The sequence below is a fragment of the Microbacterium sp. 01T413_2 genome (genome assembly GCF_056398985.1).
This window is the reverse complement of record NZ_JBFTQL010000013.1, coordinates 1-16,381: the sequence shown is the minus strand read 5'-3', so window position 1 is coordinate 16,381 and position 16,381 is coordinate 1. Positions and strand designations below refer to the sequence as shown.

Annotated in this window: 14 protein-coding genes and 1 riboswitch; all 14 genes read left to right on the top strand. The window is 71.1% G+C overall.

The window, feature by feature from the left end; genetic code table 11:
* The first annotated feature begins 34 nt into the window (after positions 1 to 34).
* The 14 genes from AC1DMN_RS08865 (at position 35) to argH (ending at position 15,849) form a co-directional block, all read left to right on the top strand.
* A complete protein-coding gene (locus AC1DMN_RS08865) occupies positions 35 to 721 on the top strand; it encodes an urease subunit gamma (protein ID WP_477229352.1) in 687 nt (228 codons plus the stop codon).
* Entirely contained in the window at positions 721 to 2,421 is a 1,701-nt protein-coding gene (locus tag AC1DMN_RS08860; RefSeq protein WP_477229351.1) for an urease subunit alpha, read from the top strand. The genes AC1DMN_RS08865 and AC1DMN_RS08860 overlap by 1 nt, the downstream gene beginning before the upstream one ends.
* Positions 2,422 to 2,423: 2 nt before the next feature.
* Complete coding sequence (locus AC1DMN_RS08855; RefSeq protein ID WP_441976163.1) at positions 2,424 to 3,125, top strand: urease accessory protein UreF; 702 nt, start codon at positions 2,424 to 2,426, stop codon at positions 3,123 to 3,125.
* On the top strand, positions 3,118 to 3,873 hold the full coding sequence (gene ureG, locus AC1DMN_RS08850; RefSeq protein WP_477229350.1) for an urease accessory protein UreG: 756 nt from the start codon (positions 3,118 to 3,120) through the stop codon (positions 3,871 to 3,873). Before AC1DMN_RS08855 ends, ureG begins: the two co-directional genes overlap by 8 nt.
* A complete protein-coding gene (locus AC1DMN_RS08845) occupies positions 3,870 to 4,613 on the top strand; it encodes an urease accessory protein UreD (RefSeq protein ID WP_477229349.1) in 744 nt (247 codons plus the stop codon). Before ureG ends, AC1DMN_RS08845 begins: the two co-directional genes overlap by 4 nt.
* The gene (locus AC1DMN_RS08840) at positions 4,603 to 5,574 is read left to right on the top strand and encodes a HoxN/HupN/NixA family nickel/cobalt transporter (protein ID WP_477229348.1); all 972 of its coding nucleotides are present in this window, start codon (positions 4,603 to 4,605) and stop codon (positions 5,572 to 5,574) included. Before AC1DMN_RS08845 ends, AC1DMN_RS08840 begins: the two co-directional genes overlap by 11 nt.
* Positions 5,575 to 5,630: 56 nt before the next feature.
* Positions 5,631 to 5,724: riboswitch (TPP riboswitch) on the top strand.
* Positions 5,715 to 6,581, top strand: a complete 867-nt coding sequence (thiM, locus tag AC1DMN_RS08835) for a hydroxyethylthiazole kinase (protein WP_477384116.1) — start codon at positions 5,715 to 5,717, stop codon at positions 6,579 to 6,581. It overlaps the preceding riboswitch by 10 nt.
* Positions 6,578 to 8,785, top strand: coding sequence for a bifunctional hydroxymethylpyrimidine kinase/phosphomethylpyrimidine kinase (locus AC1DMN_RS08830; RefSeq protein ID WP_477384114.1), 2,208 nt, complete (start codon positions 6,578 to 6,580; stop codon positions 8,783 to 8,785). The genes thiM and AC1DMN_RS08830 overlap by 4 nt, the downstream gene beginning before the upstream one ends.
* Before the next feature lie 328 nt (positions 8,786 to 9,113).
* Entirely contained in the window at positions 9,114 to 10,166 is a 1,053-nt protein-coding gene (gene argC, locus AC1DMN_RS08825; RefSeq protein WP_440734446.1) for an N-acetyl-gamma-glutamyl-phosphate reductase, read from the top strand.
* Positions 10,163 to 11,320: a bifunctional glutamate N-acetyltransferase/amino-acid acetyltransferase ArgJ gene (argJ, locus tag AC1DMN_RS08820; RefSeq protein WP_441976158.1), complete on the top strand. Its 1,158-nt coding sequence runs from the start codon at positions 10,163 to 10,165 to the stop codon at positions 11,318 to 11,320. Before argC ends, argJ begins: the two co-directional genes overlap by 4 nt.
* Positions 11,317 to 12,216, top strand: a complete 900-nt coding sequence (argB, locus tag AC1DMN_RS08815; RefSeq protein WP_440734444.1) for an acetylglutamate kinase — start codon at positions 11,317 to 11,319, stop codon at positions 12,214 to 12,216. The genes argJ and argB overlap by 4 nt, the downstream gene beginning before the upstream one ends.
* Positions 12,213 to 13,466 (top strand): acetylornithine transaminase, encoded by a 1,254-nt coding sequence (locus AC1DMN_RS08810; protein ID WP_477384112.1) that lies wholly within the window; start codon positions 12,213 to 12,215, stop codon positions 13,464 to 13,466. The genes argB and AC1DMN_RS08810 overlap by 4 nt, the downstream gene beginning before the upstream one ends.
* Positions 13,463 to 14,413: an ornithine carbamoyltransferase gene (argF, locus tag AC1DMN_RS08805; protein WP_477229344.1), complete on the top strand. Its 951-nt coding sequence runs from the start codon at positions 13,463 to 13,465 to the stop codon at positions 14,411 to 14,413. The genes AC1DMN_RS08810 and argF overlap by 4 nt, the downstream gene beginning before the upstream one ends.
* On the top strand, positions 14,410 to 15,849 hold the full coding sequence (gene argH / locus AC1DMN_RS08800; RefSeq protein WP_477384110.1) for an argininosuccinate lyase: 1,440 nt from the start codon (positions 14,410 to 14,412) through the stop codon (positions 15,847 to 15,849). Before argF ends, argH begins: the two co-directional genes overlap by 4 nt.
* Positions 15,850 to 16,381 lie beyond the last annotated feature (532 nt).

The following is a 16,381-nucleotide window of genomic DNA, read 5'->3' as shown; positions in this document are numbered from 1 at the left end:
GAGTCTCGATGTTCCCTGACATCGGAGGCCCTGCATGCACGTGAGTCCGGCTGAGACCGAGAAGCTCCTGCTGGCCGTCGCGGGCATGGTGGCGAGGGACCGCCTGGCGCGCGGAGTGCGGCTCAACTACCCGGAGACCGTGGCGCTGCTCAGCACATGGGTGATCGAGCGGGCGCGCGAGGGAGCACTCGTCGAAGATCTCATGCAGCAGGGGCGCGAGGTGCTGACCGCCGACGACGTTCTGCCCGGGGTCGCGACGATGCTGCACGACGTGCAGATCGAGGCCACGTTCCCGGATGGGCGCAAGCTGGTGACGGTGCACCACCCGATTCAGGAGCCGCTCGCCGCGCGGTCGGAGGAACAGTCCGTTCCCGCAGAGGCGCCCGGCGCATACCGCATCGTGCCGGGATCGATCGAACTGAACGCGCGCAGCTCGGCGGATGCGGCGAAGAGCCTGGTGTTCCTGAACACCGGCGATCGTCCCATCCAGGTCGGCTCCCACGTGCACCTGCCGGACGTCAACACCGCCCTCGCTTTCGACCGTGCCGCGGCGCATGGCTTCCGACTGGACATCCCGTCGGGCACGTCGCAGCGGTTCGAGCCGGGGGCGTCTCGCGAACTGGCGATCGTCGCCCTCGCGGGGATGCGCCGAGTGCCAGGTCTGCAACGGGGGAACACGGACGAACCGGCGCTCGACGCCGAGACGGGGAGGGGGGCCTGATGCGTCTGGACCGCGAGCGCTATGCGTCCATCTACGGCCCCACCGCGGGCGATCAGGTGCGCCTCGGCGACACCGATCTGTGGATCGAGATCGAGCGTGATCTCACTGTCGGCGGCGAGGAGGCCGTGTTCGGGGGTGGCAAGTCGATCCGCGAATCCATGGCGCAGTCGACCGCCACCCGGGCCGAGGGCGCGCTGGACACCGTGATCACCAACGCGATCGTGCTCGACTGGTGGGGCATCGTGCGCGCCGACGTCGGCCTGCGCGACGGCCGGATCGTCGCGCTGGGGCGCTCGGGCAACCCGGACATCGCCGATGGCGTGCATCCCGATCTCGTGATCGGCCCCTCGACCGACGTGATCTCGGGCGAAGGAAGGATCCTCACCGCCGGCGGGATCGACTCGCACGTGCACCTGCTCTCGCCGTCGCAGATCCACGAAGCTCTCGCAGCGGGGATCACCACGATCGTCGGCGGCGGGACCGGCCCCTCCGAGGGATCCAAGGCGACGACCGTCACCCCGGGCGCGTGGCACCTCGAGACGATGCACCGGTCGCTGGACCGCTTCCCGGTCAATGTGCTGCTGCTCGGCAAGGGCAGCACGGTCTCCCAGGAGGCGCTGCGCGAGCAGGCGCTCGCCGGTGCCGCCGGATACAAGATCCATGAGGACTGGGGTGCCACTCCGGCAGCGATCGACGCGGCGCTGACGGCCGCCGAGGAGTGGGGCCTGCAGGTCGCGCTGCACTCCGACTCGCTCAACGAGACGGGCTATGTGCAGTCCACCATCGACGCCATCGGCGGGCGCGGCATCCATGCGTTTCACGTCGAGGGCGCCGGCGGCGGTCATGCTCCGGACATCCTCGCGATCGCGTCGCTGCCCAACGTGCTGCCCGGATCGACCAACCCGACGCTGCCGCACACCGTGAACACCGTGGCCGAGCACCTCGACATGCTCATGGTGTGCCACCATCTCAATCCGGCCGTGCCGGAGGATCTGGCGTTTGCGGAATCCCGGATCCGGGCCACGACGATCGCCGCCGAGGACATCCTGCACGATATGGGGGCGCTCTCGGTCACGTCCTCCGACGCCCAGGCGATGGGGCGGATCGGCGAGGTCATCACCCGCACCTGGCAGGTCGCGCACGTCATGAAGCACCGTCGCGGGCGGCTGAGCGAGAGCCTGCCCGCCGACAACGAGCGGGCCCGGCGATACGTCGCCAAGTACACGATCAACCCGGCCATCGGGCACGGGATCGATCACGAGGTCGGATCCGTCGAGGTCGGCAAGCTCGCCGATCTCGTGCTGTGGGATCCGCGCTTCTTCGGCGTGCGCCCCGAGGTCGTCATCAAGGGCGGCGGCCTGGTCTGGGGCGCGCTGGGGGATCCGAACGCGTCCATCCCGACGCCGCAGCCGGTCCTGATGCGCCCCGCGTTCCTGGACGCGATCGGCGCCGACCTGTCGGTGTCGTTCGTCTCGCCCGCCGCGCTCGCCGACGGTCTCCAGGAGCGTCTGGGCCTGCGCCGCCGGCTCGCCGCTGTGCGGAGCACCCGGGCGGTCACGAAGGCGGATCTGAAGAACAACGACGCCCTCCCGCGGATCGACATCCGTCCCGACACGTTCGCGATCTCGATCGACGGCGAGTCCGTGGTACCCGCCCCTGTGGATCGGCTTCCGCTCGCCCAGCTGTACGCGATGTTCTGATCATGACCGCTCCGGCACTCCTGTCGACGCGCCCCGCGTCGCTCACCGTCGCGATGCTGCTCGCCGACGGCCGGCTGCCGTCGGGCGGGCACGCGCATTCGGCCGGTCTCGAGCCCGCACTTCTCGCGGGCATGTCCGCGGAGGAGGTACCGGCGTACCTCGTCGGGCGGGCGCGGACCACGAGCCTCCTGGAAGCCGGGACGGCGGTCGTCGCACGGCACCGGCTGCGTGACGCCTCGTCTGATCCGGGGCTCGACGAGATCGTCGATCACTGGGCGGCGCGCACCCCCAGCGCGGCGCAGCGTGAGGCGTCCCGGCTCCTCGGACGAGGTGTCCTGCGCCTGGCTGCACGGCTCTGGCCCGATGCCGAGGCCGTGCGGGCATGCGTCGAGCTGACAGCCCCGCCGAGGCCGGTGGTCGTCGGCGCGATCGCCGCGGTGACCGACATGGATCCGCGTGACCTGGTCCGGGTCTTCGTCTACGAGGACGCGCAGACCGCCGCAGCGGCTCTGCTCAAGCTCGCCCCAACCGACCCCGCGGTGCCCGTCGGCTGGGTCCTCGCTGCGTGCACCGCAGTCGAGGAGTTCGTCGACGCCGTCGCCGAACTGACCGATCCCGCCGGCATCCCCGCCGGCAGTGCCCCTCACTCCGAGGGCTGGGCGGAAGCCCACGCCCTCACGAACCGGAGGTTGTTCCGTGCCTGATTCCCTCGTTCCCCGTGCCCTCCGCCTCGGCATCGCCGGCCCCGTCGGGGTGGGCAAGTCCACCCTCATCGCAACGGCCTGCCGCGCTCTCGCGGATGAGATCGCGCTCGCCGTGATCACGAACGACATCTACACCGATGAGGACGCGCGCTTCCTCCGCTCCGCGGGCGTGCTGGACCCCGAGCGGATCCGCGCGGTGGAGACCGGAGCATGCCCGCACACGGCGATCCGCGACGACGTGACGGCGAACCTGCTCGCCGTCGAGGACGTCGAGCAGGACTTCGCGCCGCTCGATGTCGTGATCATCGAGTCCGGCGGCGACAACCTGACGGCGACCTTCTCGCCGGCGCTGGTGGACGCTCAGATCTTCGTGCTCGACGTCGCCGGCGGTGGGGACGTCGCGCGCAAGGGCGGGCCGGGGATCGCGCGCGCCGACCTGCTCGTGGTGAACAAGACCGACCTCGCCCCGTACGTCGGCGTCGACGTGGCGCAGATGGTGCGCGACGCATCGGACGCCCGGGACGGGCGGGAGGTTCTCGCGCTCTCGCGCACAGACCCGGACTCGGTCGCGCGGCTCAAGGGCTGGATCCTGGATATGCTCGCGGCGCACCGCTCCGGTGCGCATCAGCCCCAGGATCCGGGTCCGATGGCACCGCATTTCCACGCCGACGACAGCGAGGCCGGCGGGTACGTGCACAGCCACGATGACGGTGCGGTGCACGTGCACGCGCACGCGGAATCCCGGTGACGGACGCCGTCACCGCATCGATCACGGTCGTCCAGGTCGCAGCCGGTGCCGATCGTGCCCGCGTCGTGCTGCGCTCCGGTGCGATCGCCGCACGCATCCTGGAACGCCGGCCGCGCTACGCCCGCGTCGGGCTCGTCGCCGCGGGAGCGCTCCTGCTCGGGGGCGATGCCGTCGACCTGCGCATCTCGGTCGGCGCGGACTGCACGCTCGAGCTGGAGGACATCGGCGGCACCGTCGCCTATGACGGTGAGGGCAGACGCGCCTCGTGGACGGCGCGCATCGAGATCGGCGACCGCGGGATCTGCACGTGGCACGGCCAGCCCTTCGTCATCGCCGACGGCGCCGACGTCGACCGTCGCACGGACGCGGAACTCGGCGACGGTGCGGCGCTGCTGCTGCGCGAGACGCTCGTCCTGGGCCGTGTCGGGGAGCGCGGGGGCGCGATCCGGGCGCGCACGGGGGTCACGGTGCACGGCGCGCCCGTGCTGATCGAGCACCTGGACGTGGACGGGCGCTTCCCGATCCCCGGAATCCTCGGTGCCGACCGCGTGCTCGACAGCGTGGTTCTGATCGGGCGTGAGTCCGCGGAGCAGGATCCCCCCTGGCGCACGAGCGGGATGGCTGTGCTGCGCCCCGAGCGCGGTGGGCTGGTGGTGCGATCGGTCGTCGACGCTGCGCATCTCGGCGATCTCGGCACGGGGTGGGGCGCGCTGCGGAAGGAACTGATCCATGAGGCCTAGCCCGACCGCATACGTCGTCGGTGCGCTGCACGTTCTCGGATGGGGTGCGCTGCTGCTGTCCGCGGGATCTCCGCTCGGCATCGGGCTGGGGGTCACCGCGTATCTGCTCGGACTCCGGCATGCGTTCGACGCCGACCACATCGCCGCGATCGACAACACGACGCGGCAGCTCCTCGCGCGCGGGCGCCCGGCACGGGGCGTGGGCCTGTGGTTCTCCCTCGGTCACGCGAGCGTCGTCTCGGTCCTCTGCGTGCTACTGGCGTTAGGTGTCGGCGCGCTCGCCGCGGGAATCTCGGATCCGGACTCGCCGCTGCAGGTCTGGACGGGCGTCATCGGTCCGGTCGTGTCGGGCGTCTTCCTGCTCGTCATCGCGGGGGCGAACATCCTCGCCCTGCGCCGCCGTCGCCGGCCCGGCGATCATCGGCACGGCGGTCCCGCATGGGCGCTGGTGGGCCGGCTCAACGCCGTGATCGACCGACCGTCGCGGATGTACGTCGTGGGCCTGCTGTTCGGCCTGGGCTTCGACACGGCGACGGAGATCGGTCTGCTGGCCCTCGCCGGCTCCGCAGCGTCCCGTGCCGTGCCGTGGCGGATGATCCTGATCCTCCCGGTGCTGTTCGCCGCGGGCATGTCGCTGCTGGACTCCGCTCAGGGGGCGATGTCGCGGCGCGCATACTCGTGGGGCTCGACCGGACGCGAGCGGGCGATGCGGCGCTACGACCTGCTGGTGACGGGCGTGTCRATCGTCGTCGCGCTCGTGATCGGCGTCGCCGAGCTCGCGGGGGTGGCGCTGCGGAGCCTGCCGCACCCGAGTGGCTTCGCGCGCGCCGTGGGCGAGCTCGATCTGAACGCGCTCGGGTTCGTCCTGACCGGGCTGCTGATCGTCTTCTGGGCGGCCGCCGCAGCGTGGGCCGGGGTCGTGAACGGACAGCGGTCCGCAGAGCGGTCCCCGCTGGACTGACCGCGCCTTCGCCGCGCGCGAGGCGTGCGAGGCGAAGGCGCCTGGCTAGACTGGCCCGCAGTGACACGGGGTGCCGCATCCGCGGCTGAGATCACACCCGTCGAACCTGATCTAGGTCGTACTAGCGAAGGGATGTCGCGATGAACGCGCGTCTGGAATTGTCGTCCGAGTCCACGGTGGAATCCGCCGCGGACCTTCTCACGAAGCTGCGGGCGGAGCCCCCGCTCGTGCAGTGCATCACGAATTCGGTCGTGACCGGCTTCACGGCGAACGTGCTGCTCGCGCTCGGCGCGGCTCCCGCGATGGTGGACATCACGGGCGAAGCCGGCATGTTCGCCGCGATCTCGTCCGGGCTCCTGGTCAACCTCGGCACGCCCACGCCCGAGCAGCGCTCGGCGAGCCTCGAGGCCGTCGGCGGTGCGCGCACGGCGGGGACGCCGTGGGTGCTGGATCCGGTCGCGGTCGGCGTGCTGCCGGTGCGCACCGCGCTGGCGCAGGACCTGCTCGCGCTGCGTCCCACCCTCATCCGCGGCAACGCGTCGGAGATCCTCGCCCTCGCCGGCCGCAGCCTGGGCGGACGCGGCGTGGATGCACTGGACGGCACCGAGGCGGCGGGTGGCGCAGCCCGCGAAGTGGCCCGGAGCACTGGGGGAGCGGTGGCCGTATCGGGCCCCGTCGACCTCCTCGTCGACGCCGAGCACGAGATCCGGATCGCGAACGGTGATGCCCTGCTCACCCGTGTCACAGGGGGCGGCTGCGCGCTGGGTGCGGTGATGGCCGYCTTCCTCGGGGCTGCGCGGCAGACCGGCGACAGCCCTCTGGTCGCCGCCTCCGCGGCCACCCTCGTCTACACGCTGGCCGCCGAGGACGCCGCCTCCCGATCCGACGGTCCCGGATCCTTCGCCGTCGCCCTGCTCGACGCGCTCGCGGCGATCCGGCCGGAGTCCCTCACGGCGCGCGCACGCGTCGAGGCCGTGGCGATCGAGACGGCGGAGGCCACGGCATGACGCTCGCAGACGTCGCCACCGCGCCGCGCCACGCCGGCACCCGCGAGGCGACCTCGCGGCGAAGGCTGACGGCGGAAGACCTTGCGCTCTACCTCGTCACGGACCCCGTGCTGAGCGGTGCACGCGGAGTGCCCGCCGTGGTCGACGCCGCCGTGGCGGGCGGTGTCCGGATCGTGCAGCTGCGCGACAAGGACGCCGATGACGCCGCGATCGTGGAGCAGCTCGTCGAGCTCTCCGAGGTCATCGCGGGGCGGGCGCTGCTCGTCGTCGATGATCGGCTCGACGCCGTCGTGGAGGCGCGGCGCCGCGGCGCGCGCGTGGACGGCATCCACATCGGCCAGTCGGACGTGTCGCCCCTCGTCGCCCGTTCGGTGCTCGGCCCCGATGCGATCGTCGGCCTCACGGCGAACCAGCCGGCGCACCTCGAAGCCGCGACGGTGCTGCCGGCCGGCACCGTCGACTACCTGGGTGTGGGAGTGATCCACCCCACGACCACCAAGCGCAACCACCCGCCGGAGCTGGGCGTGGCCGGATTCGCCGCGTTCGCCGCGGCCAGCTCGTTGCCGTGCGTCGCGATCGGCGGCATCAGCCGTGAGGATGTGGCCGCCCTGCGTGCGGCGGGCGCGGCCGGCGTCGCCGTGGTGTCCGCACTGTGCGCGGCCCCGGATCCTCGGGACGCGGCGCGCACGCTGCTGCGGGCCTGGGGTGCGGGCGGCGTGCCGCGGGTGCTCTCGATCGCCGGCAGCGACCCCTCCGGGGGCGCGGGAATCCAGGCGGATCTCAAGGCGATCGCCGCGAACGGCGGTTACGGCATGGCCGCGATCACCGCTCTGACCGCGCAGAACACCCGCGGCGTCCGGGCCGTGCACGTCCCGCCCGCCGCATTCCTGCGCGCCCAGCTCGACGCGATCGGCGACGACGTGCGGGTCGACGCCGTGAAGATCGGAATGCTCGCAGAGGCCGCGGTCATCGCGGAGGTCGAATCGTGGCTGCGAGCGCACCGCCCGCCCACGGTCGTGCTGGATCCGGTCATGGTCGCCACCAGCGGGGACCGGCTGCTGGACACCGAAGCGGAGCAGGCCCTGCGCGCGCTGCTGCCGCTGGCCGACCTCCTCACTCCGAACCTCCCCGAACTGGCCGTCCTCGTACGGGAGCCTGCGGCGACGAGCTGGACGGGCGCCCTCGGCCAGGCGCAGCGGCTCGCGGCGGCGACCGGTGCGCTGGTGCTCGTGAAGGGCGGGCATCTCGGCGGCGACGAGGCGCCCGACGCGCTCGTCGGTCCCTCGGGGCCGGTACGCGAGTATCCCGGCTCCCGCATTCGCACCGCGAGCACCCACGGCACAGGATGCTCGCTCTCCGCCGGGCTCGCGACCCGCCGGGCTGCCGATCTCGACTGGCGCGATGCGGTGGCCGAGGTGCGGTCGTGGCTGCGCGAATCGATCGCCGCCGGCGCCGGGYTKCAGGTCGGATCCGGTCACGGTCCGATCAGCCACTTCGCCGGGCTGTGGCGGCGCGGGGGACTGGCCGCCGTCCCGGAGGCGGAGACCGTCGCCTCGGACTGGTGGGAGGCGATCGCGCCCATCCGGGACGCGATCGACGAGCTGCCGTTCCTGCGCCGGATGGTGGACGGATCCCTCTCGGCGGCCGCGTTCCGCTGGTATCTGGCGCAGGACGCGTTGTACCTGCGCGAGTACGCGCGCACCCTGGCCGAGGCGGCCCGCCTCGCGCCGACTCCTGAGGAGCAGGCGTTCTGGGCGCACTCGGCAGAGCAGGCGGTGATCGTGGAGCTTGAGCTGCACGCGAGCAGGATCTCTCCCGACGGGGTGGGGGCCGACACGTTCCGGGCCGAGCCCGCCCCGGCGACCGTCGCCTATCTCGACCACCTCCGCGGTGCCGCGTTCGATGCCGACTACGGCGTGCTGATCGCGGCCCTGCTGCCCTGCTTCTGGCTGTACTCCGACGTGGGCGCCAGACTGCACGCCGCCGCCAGCAGCGACCCGTCGCGCCCCTTCGCCGAGCACCCCTTCAAGGACTGGCTCGACGAGTATGCGGATCCGGGGTTCGCCGACGCGACCGCGCGGGCGATCCGGTTCGTCACCGCGCGCGCGGCCGCCGCGGATGCGGCCACGCGCGAGCGGATGCGGGTCGCGTTCATGCGCTCGAGCGAGCACGAGCGGGCCTTCTTCGCCGCGGCCGCTCTCTGAGCGAGCGCAGCGCGACGGGTGGCGGCGGCCGGGTGTCGCCGCCACCCGCGACCGGGCTCGATGACGCACGAAGGCGCCCTCGATTTGGAGGAGAGCGCCACCCCGCGCTATCGTCGCCGCATGCTTCCGGCTCCGCACACGACCACCCTCACGGGTGCGGTCGTGGTGCGTCGACGCCGTTCGGGCGACCGCCGACTCTAGGCGACCCCGCGCTCCCGCGTCGTTCGCGGTCGAGTGCCGGCGTCGCCGCCTCCGGCCCCGCATCGCACTCCTGTCCCGCGCCGTCTTCTTGGGCGTCGCCGGCAGACCCGACCGTTAAGGTGGAAGCATGACGTATTCCGTCGCCGTCTCCGGCGCATCCGGTTATGCGGGCGGCGAGATCCTTCGCCTGCTCGCGAACCATCCCGACGTCGAGATCCGCACCGTCACGGCGCACTCGAACGCCGGACAGAAGCTCTCCGAGCATCAGCCGCATCTGCGCTCGCTCGCGCACCTCACCCTGCAGGACACGACGCCGGAGATCCTCGCCGGCCACGACATCGTGTTCCTCGCCCTGCCGCACGGCCAGTCCGGTCAGTACACCGACGCCCTCGGCGAGGTCCCGCTCGTGATCGATGCGGGAGCCGACCACAGACTCACCTCCGAGGCCGCGTGGGACGCGTTCTACGGCGGGGACTTCCACGAGCCGTGGGCCTACGGCGTCCCCGAGTTGCCGGTGAACGGCGTCAAGCAGCGCGAGCACCTCCGCGGCGCCAGCCGCATCGCGGCCCCCGGCTGCAACGCGTCCACGGTGAGCCTGAGCCTCGCCCCCGGCGTCGCGGCGGGCGTGATCGACCCGTCCGACATCGTGACCGTGCTCGCCGTCGGCCCATCCGGTGCCGGCAAGAGTCTCAAGACCCATCTGCTGGGCAGTGAGATCCTCGGATCCGCCAATCCGTACGCCGTCGGCGGCACGCACCGGCACATCCCCGAGATCCGTCAGGCTCTCGCCGCCGCGTCGGGCGTGGCGCCCGAGGGGATCCGGATCTCGTTCACCCCGGTCATCGTGCCGATGGCCCGCGGGATCCTCGCGACCTCGACGGCCCCGATCGTCCCAGGCGCCACCGACGCGCAGATCCGCGAGGCCTGGCAGAGCGCCTATGGCGACGAGGTCTTCGTGCAGCTGCTGCCGGAGGGATCCGTCCCTCGCACCGCCGACGTGCTCGGCGCCAACACGGCGCTCATCGGCCTCGCGATCGATCGCGCCGCGAACCGCGTCGTCGTCGTCACCGCCGTCGACAACCTCGTCAAGGGCACGGCGGGAGCCGCCATCCAGTCCATGAACATCGCGCTCGGTCTCGCCGAGACCACGGCGCTCAGCATCAACGGAGTCGCCCCATGAGCGTGACCGCACCCCAGGGATTCGAGGCGGCCGGCGTCGTCGCGGGTCTCAAGTCCACCGGAAAGCCCGATGTGGCCCTCGTCGTGAACCGCGGCCCGCGAAAGGTCGGCGCCGCGGTGTTCACCAGCAACCGCGCCAAGGCGAACCCGATCATCTGGTCGCAGGAGGTGGTGAAGGACGGCATCGTCGAGGCCGTCGTGCTGAACTCCGGTGGTGCGAACTGCTTCACGGGCCCGTTCGGGTTCCAGACCAGCCATCTCACGGCGGAGCGCGCCGCAGAGCTGCTGGGGGTGAGCGCCGGCGACGTGGTGGTCTGCTCCACCGGGCTGATCGGCACCGGGGACGAGGTCTTCCGCGGCAAGGTGCTCGCGGGCGTCGAGGCCGGCGTCGCGCAGCTGAGCGCCGACGGCGGACAGGCCGCCGCCGAGGCGATCATGACCACCGACACCGTCGCCAAGACGGTCGCGGTGAGCCGAGACGGCTGGACCATCGGCGGCATGGCGAAGGGCGCGGGCATGCTCGCTCCGGGTCTCGCGACGATGCTCGTGGTGCTCACGACCGATGCGGAGCTCGATGCGGCCGAGGCTCACGCCCTTCTGCGTCGCGCGACCGGCGCCACCTTCGACCGGCTCGACTCCGACGGGTGCATGTCCACGAATGACCAGGTGACGCTGCTCGCCAACGGCGCGAGCGGGATCCGGCCCGACCTGGACGACTTCGCGGCCGCGCTCACCGAGGTCTCGGACGAGCTGGCCCGCAAGCTGCAGGACGACGCCGAGGGCGCCAGTCACGCGATCTCGATCGAGGTCGTGCATGCCGCGAGCGAGCAGGACGCGGTCGAGGTGGGTCGCGCGGTCGCGCGCAACAACCTGTTCAAGGCGGCGATCTTCGGCAACGACCCGAACTGGGGGCGCGTGCTGGCCGCGATCGGCACCACCCGGGCCGCATTCGATCCCTACGACGTGGACGTCTGGATGAACGGGGTGCGGGTGTGCACCGCCGGCGGTCCCGACCGTCCGCGCGAGGAGGTCGATCTGGCCCCGCGCGCGACGCACGTGCTGATCGATCTCAAGGTCGGCGAGGCCGCGGCGACGATCCGCACCAACGACCTCACGCACGACTACGTGCACGAGAACAGCGCGTACTCCTCATGAGCGACCTTCAGGACACCGCGCCCGAGGAAGCCGCGATCAAGGCGCAGACGCTGATCGAGTCGCTGCCCTGGCTGAAGAGGTACCGCGATCAGATCGTCGTCGTGAAGTACGGCGGCAACGCGATGATCAGCGATGAGCTGCAGGAGGCGTTCGCGCAGGACATCGCCTACCTCCGCTACGTCGGCGTGCAGCCGGTCGTCGTGCACGGCGGAGGACCGCAGATCTCCGACATGCTGGAGCGGCTCGAGATCCCCAGCGAGTTCAAGGGCGGCTACCGGGTCACCAACACCGAAGCGATCAGCGTCGTGCGGATGGTGCTCACCGGCCAGGTCAACCCTCAGCTCGTCTCGAAGATCAACTCGCACGGACCGATCGCCACGGGTCTGAGCGGAGAGGACGCCGGGCTCTTCGGCGGACGTCGCCGCGGCGTGATCATCGACGGCGAAGAGGTCGACCTCGGCCGCGTCGGCGACGTCGTGCAGGTGGATCCGACGCCGGTCCATGACCATCTGGCCGCGGGACGGGTGCCGGTCGTCTCCAGCATCGCCCCGGATCTGGACCATCCTGGTCAGTCGCTGAACGTGAACGCGGACGCGGCGGCGGCGGCGCTGGCGACCGCGCTCGGCGCGGTCAAGCTCGTGATCCTCACCGACGTCGCTGGACTCTACGCCGACTGGCCGAACCGCGACTCGCTCGTCTCGCACCTGACCACGACGGAGCTGAAGACCATGCTCCCGTCGCTCGAGTCGGGCATGATCCCGAAGATGACCGCGTGCCTGGAGGCCGTGGAGTCGGGCGTGCATGCGGCGGCCATCATCGACGGACGGGTGCCGCATTCGGTGCTCGTCGAACTGTTCACCAGCAAGGGAATCGGAACGGAGGTGGTGGCGGGATGACCTCGCACGCCGCACAGACATCGGCACCGGCACAGGCCTGGCAGGGCGCGGCCGACCGCGACCTGATCCTGAACGCGGGCCCGCGGTTCGAGCTGCTCGTCCGCGGCGAGGGGTCGCACCTGTGGGACGGCGAGGGACGACGCTACCTCGACTTCCTCGCGGGGATCGCGGTCACCGCCCTCGGGCACGCCCACCCCGTCTTCGTCGAGGCGGTCTCGCGCCAGGCCGCCACCCTCGCGCACGTGTCGAACTACTTCGCCACTCCTCCGCAACTCGAGCTCGCGGCTCGGCTGAAGCGTCTCGCCGGTACCGGCGACGCGGGGCGGGTGTTCTTCGGGAACTCCGGCACGGAGGCCAACGAGGCGGCGTTCAAGCTCGCGCGCCTGCACGGGTTGTCTTCGGACCGGGCCACCGAGCGCCCGCGGATCCTGTCCCTCGACAACGCGTTCCACGGCCGCACGATCGGCGCGCTCGCGCTGACCGCGAAGGCGTCCATGCGTGACCCGTTCCAGCCGCTGCCCGGGGGAGTGGAGCACATCCCCGCCACGATCGAGGCGCTCGAGGCGGCGATGGACGATCGCGTCGCGGCACTGTTCGTCGAGCCGATCCAGGGCGAGGCCGGCGTGCTCGAGCTGCCGGAGGGCTACCTCCGTGCTGCGCGCGAGCTCACCGCGAAGCACGGCGCGCTGCTCATCGTGGACGAGATCCAGACCGGCGCCGGCCGCACGGGCGACTGGTTCGCGTTCCAGCACGAGGGGATCGTGCCCGACGCGATCACCCTCGCGAAGGGGATCGGCGGCGGCTTCCCGATCGGCGCGCTCGTGGCGTTCGGGGACGCGGCGGCTCTGCTGCAGCCGGGCTCGCACGGCTCCACCTTCGGCGGCAACCCGCTCGCCACCGCGGTCAGCAACGCCGTACTCGAGGAGATCGAGCAGGCGGGCCTCGTGCAGAACGCGCGCGAACGCGGTGCCCAGCTGCGCGAGGTCGTCGAGGGGATCRGATCCCCGCTCGTCGCCGGTGTGCGCGGCCGCGGTCTGCTCATCGGCGTGGCACTGGCCGCTCCCGTCGCGGGCGACGTCGTCGCCGCGGCGCAGCGTCTCGGGCTCGTCATCAACGCCGCGAACCCGTCCTCGGTGCGGATCGCTCCGGCGCTCACGATCGGCGACGCCGAGATCGCCGAGTTCACCGACCTGTTCACCGCCGCCCTCGCCGAGGTCGCGGCCACCGCTCTCACGGAGACGAACGCATGACCCGCCACCTGCTGCGCGACGACGACCTGACCACGGCCGAGCAGACCGAGATCCTCGATCTCGCCCTCGAGCTGAAGAAGGATCGTTGGGCCGACAAGACGCTGGCCGGTCCGCAGACGGTCGCGGTGATCTTCGACAAGTCCTCGACCCGCACGCGTGTGTCGTTCGCGGTCGGCATCGCGGATCTGGGCGGATCCCCGCTGATCATCTCGACCGCGAACAGCCAGCTCGGCGGCAAGGAGACTCCGGCGGACACGGCCAGGGTGCTCGAGCGTCAGGTCGCCGCGATCGTGTGGCGCACCTACGCGCAGGCGGGTCTCGAGGAGATGGCCGCGGGCACCAGGGTGCCGGTGATCAACGCGCTTTCCGACGACTTCCACCCGTGCCAGCTGCTCGCCGACCTGCTCACGATCCGCGAGCACAAGGGCGACTTGAAGGGTCTCACCCTCTCGTTCTTCGGTGACGGACGCAGCAACATGGCGCACTCCTACGTGCTGGCCGGCGTCACCGCGGGCATGCACGTGCGGGTGGCCTCTCCCGAGGCGTATGCACCCCGTGCGGACGTCGTCGCCGACGCTCACCGCCGCGCCGCGGAGACCGGCGGATCCCTGACCCTTCTCACGGATCCGGACCAGGCTGCTGTCGGTGCCGATGTGATCGTCACCGACACCTGGGTGTCGATGGGCAAGGAGGAGGAGAAGGCGCAGCGCCTGCGTGACCTCGGTGGCTACAAGGTCACGAGCGCGACCATGGCTCTCGCGACGCCCGAGGCGATCTTCATCCACTGCCTGCCCGCCGACCGCGGCTACGAGGTCGACTCCGAGGTCATCGACGGCCCGCAGAGCGTGGTCTGGGACGAGGCGGAGAACCGCCTGCACGCGCAGAAGGCGCTGCTGGTGTGGCTCATCGGGAAGTCTTCGGGGTCGTTGAGCGAGGGAACGAAGTGACGGAGACGAAACGCACCGCCGCGCACGGCACGAACCAGGGCGCGCTCTGGGGCGGCCGCTTCGCCGGAGGTCCCAGTCCCGAACTCGCCGAGCTCAGCCGGTCGACGCATTTCGACTGGATCCTCGCGCCCTATGACATCGCCGGCTCGCACGCCCACGCGACCGCGCTCGAGGCCGCCGGATACCTGGAGGCCGACGAGGCCGCGCGCATGCACGCGGGTCTCGACGCCCTCGCGACGAGGATCGCGGATGGCACACTGCTCCCGCAGCCCGGGGATGAGGACGTGCACGGCGCGCTCGAGGCGGCGCTCATCGCCGAGGTCGGCGCGGATCTGGGCGGGCGTCTGCGTGCCGGGCGCAGCCGCAACGACCAGATCGCGACGCTTGTGCGCATGTATCTGATCGACCACGCCCGTCTCATCGCGCGCGAGGTGCTCGGCCTCGTCGACGCGCTCGTCGCGCAGGCGCAGGCGCATGGCAGTGCGATCCTGCCGGGGCGCACGCATCTGCAGCACGCGCAGCCCGTGCTCCTCGCGCACCACCTGCAGGCGCACGCCTGGCCGCTGGTGCGGGATCTCGAGCGGCTCGTCAACTGGCGCACGCGCGCCGGCGTGTCGCCGTACGGCGGGGGCGCGCTGGCCGGATCGACTCTGGGCCTGGACCCGGCGCTGGTCGCCCGTGAGCTCGGCCTCGACCGTCCTGCGGAGAACTCGCTGGACGGAACCGCTTCCCGCGACGTCGTCGCGGAGTTCGCGTTCATCACGGCGATGATCGGCGTCAACCTGTCCCGCATCTCCGAGGAGATCATCCTCTGGAACACCCGCGAGTTCGGCTTCGTCACGCTCGACGACGGATACTCCACGGGATCCAGCATCATGCCGCAGAAGAAGAACCCGGACATCGCCGAGCTCGCGCGCGGCAAGTCCGGGCGCCTCATCGGCAACCTGTCCGGGCTCATGGCGACGCTCAAGGGTCTGCCGCTCGCGTACAACCGCGATCTGCAGGAGGACAAGGAGCCGGTGTTCGACTCGGTCCGCACGCTCGAGGTCGTGCTGCCGGYGTTCACCGGGATGGTGGCGACGCTGCGGTTCGACACCGAGCGCATGGCCGAGCTCGCTCCCCAGGGATTCTCGCTCGCGACCGACGTCGCCGAGTGGCTGGTGAAGAGCCGGGTGCCGTTCCGGGAGGCTCACGAGATCTCCGGATCCCTGGTGCGGGCGTGCGAGCAGCGCGGCATCGGTCTAGAGGATGCGGATGACGCGCTCCTCGCCGAGGTGTCGCCGCACCTGACCCCTGGGGTGCGCGAGGTGCTCACGATCGAGGGATCCGTCGCGAGCCGCGATGGCGTCGGCGGCACCGCTCCGGTGCGCGTCGCCGAGCAGCGCATCGAGCTCGTCGCCCGGGCGCAGTCCGCCGCCCACGCGCTCGGGATGTGACCTCTGCGGATGTCCATCGGCAGCCGCCCCGGACCCTTGAAACCCCCCTCTCGGCCCTCGCCGGGAGGGGGGTTTTCCCGTTCATCAGGTATTTCGCCGGTTGGATACCAGGTAGCGGGGGTGTGCGACACGCCCGGGCTGCGAGCCCGATTTGCCGGAACCCGGGGATCCGCGTAACTTATTACTTGTTCGCCCCAAGCGGTAGAGCGAAGGGCCGGAAGGCCTGACTCCCCAAGCGGCGAACAAACCCCGATCTCRACGAAGAACTTCCCTCGTGGAAGATCTTCTACTATGATTGGGAACTCCCACCTCAGGTTCGCCGCAAGGCGCAGCGAGGGGGAGTGAGATCTAGCCCTATTTGTGATGCCGCGAGGCTGAGCTGTAGGAGCATCCGATCCTTGAGAACTCAACAGCGTGCACTTGTCAAATGCCAATTTATTCCTCGTCCAGTCCTTTTTGGGCTGGTTGAGAAATTCCTTTGGATCAAAGACCAACCCTTTGGGGTTGGCATTCGGATGAAGTCAGCAATGAT

Bases quoted from the DNA above. Each gene is read 5' to 3' on its own strand.
- AC1DMN_RS08865 (WP_477229352.1), top strand. From the start codon at position 35: ATGCACGTGAGTCCGGCTGAGACCGAGAAGCTCCTGCTGGCCGTCGCG.
- argC (WP_440734446.1), top strand. From the start codon at position 9,114: ATGACGTATTCCGTCGCCGTCTCCGGCGCATCCGGTTATGCGGGCGGC.
- argB (WP_440734444.1), top strand. From the start codon at position 11,317: ATGAGCGACCTTCAGGACACCGCGCCCGAGGAAGCCGCGATCAAGGCG.
- argF (WP_477229344.1), top strand. From the start codon at position 13,463: ATGACCCGCCACCTGCTGCGCGACGACGACCTGACCACGGCCGAGCAG.
- argJ (WP_441976158.1), top strand. From the start codon at position 10,163: ATGAGCGTGACCGCACCCCAGGGATTCGAGGCGGCCGGCGTCGTCGCG.
- AC1DMN_RS08860 (WP_477229351.1), top strand. From the start codon at position 721: ATGCGTCTGGACCGCGAGCGCTATGCGTCCATCTACGGCCCCACCGCG.
- AC1DMN_RS08855 (WP_441976163.1), top strand. From the start codon at position 2,424: ATGACCGCTCCGGCACTCCTGTCGACGCGCCCCGCGTCGCTCACCGTC.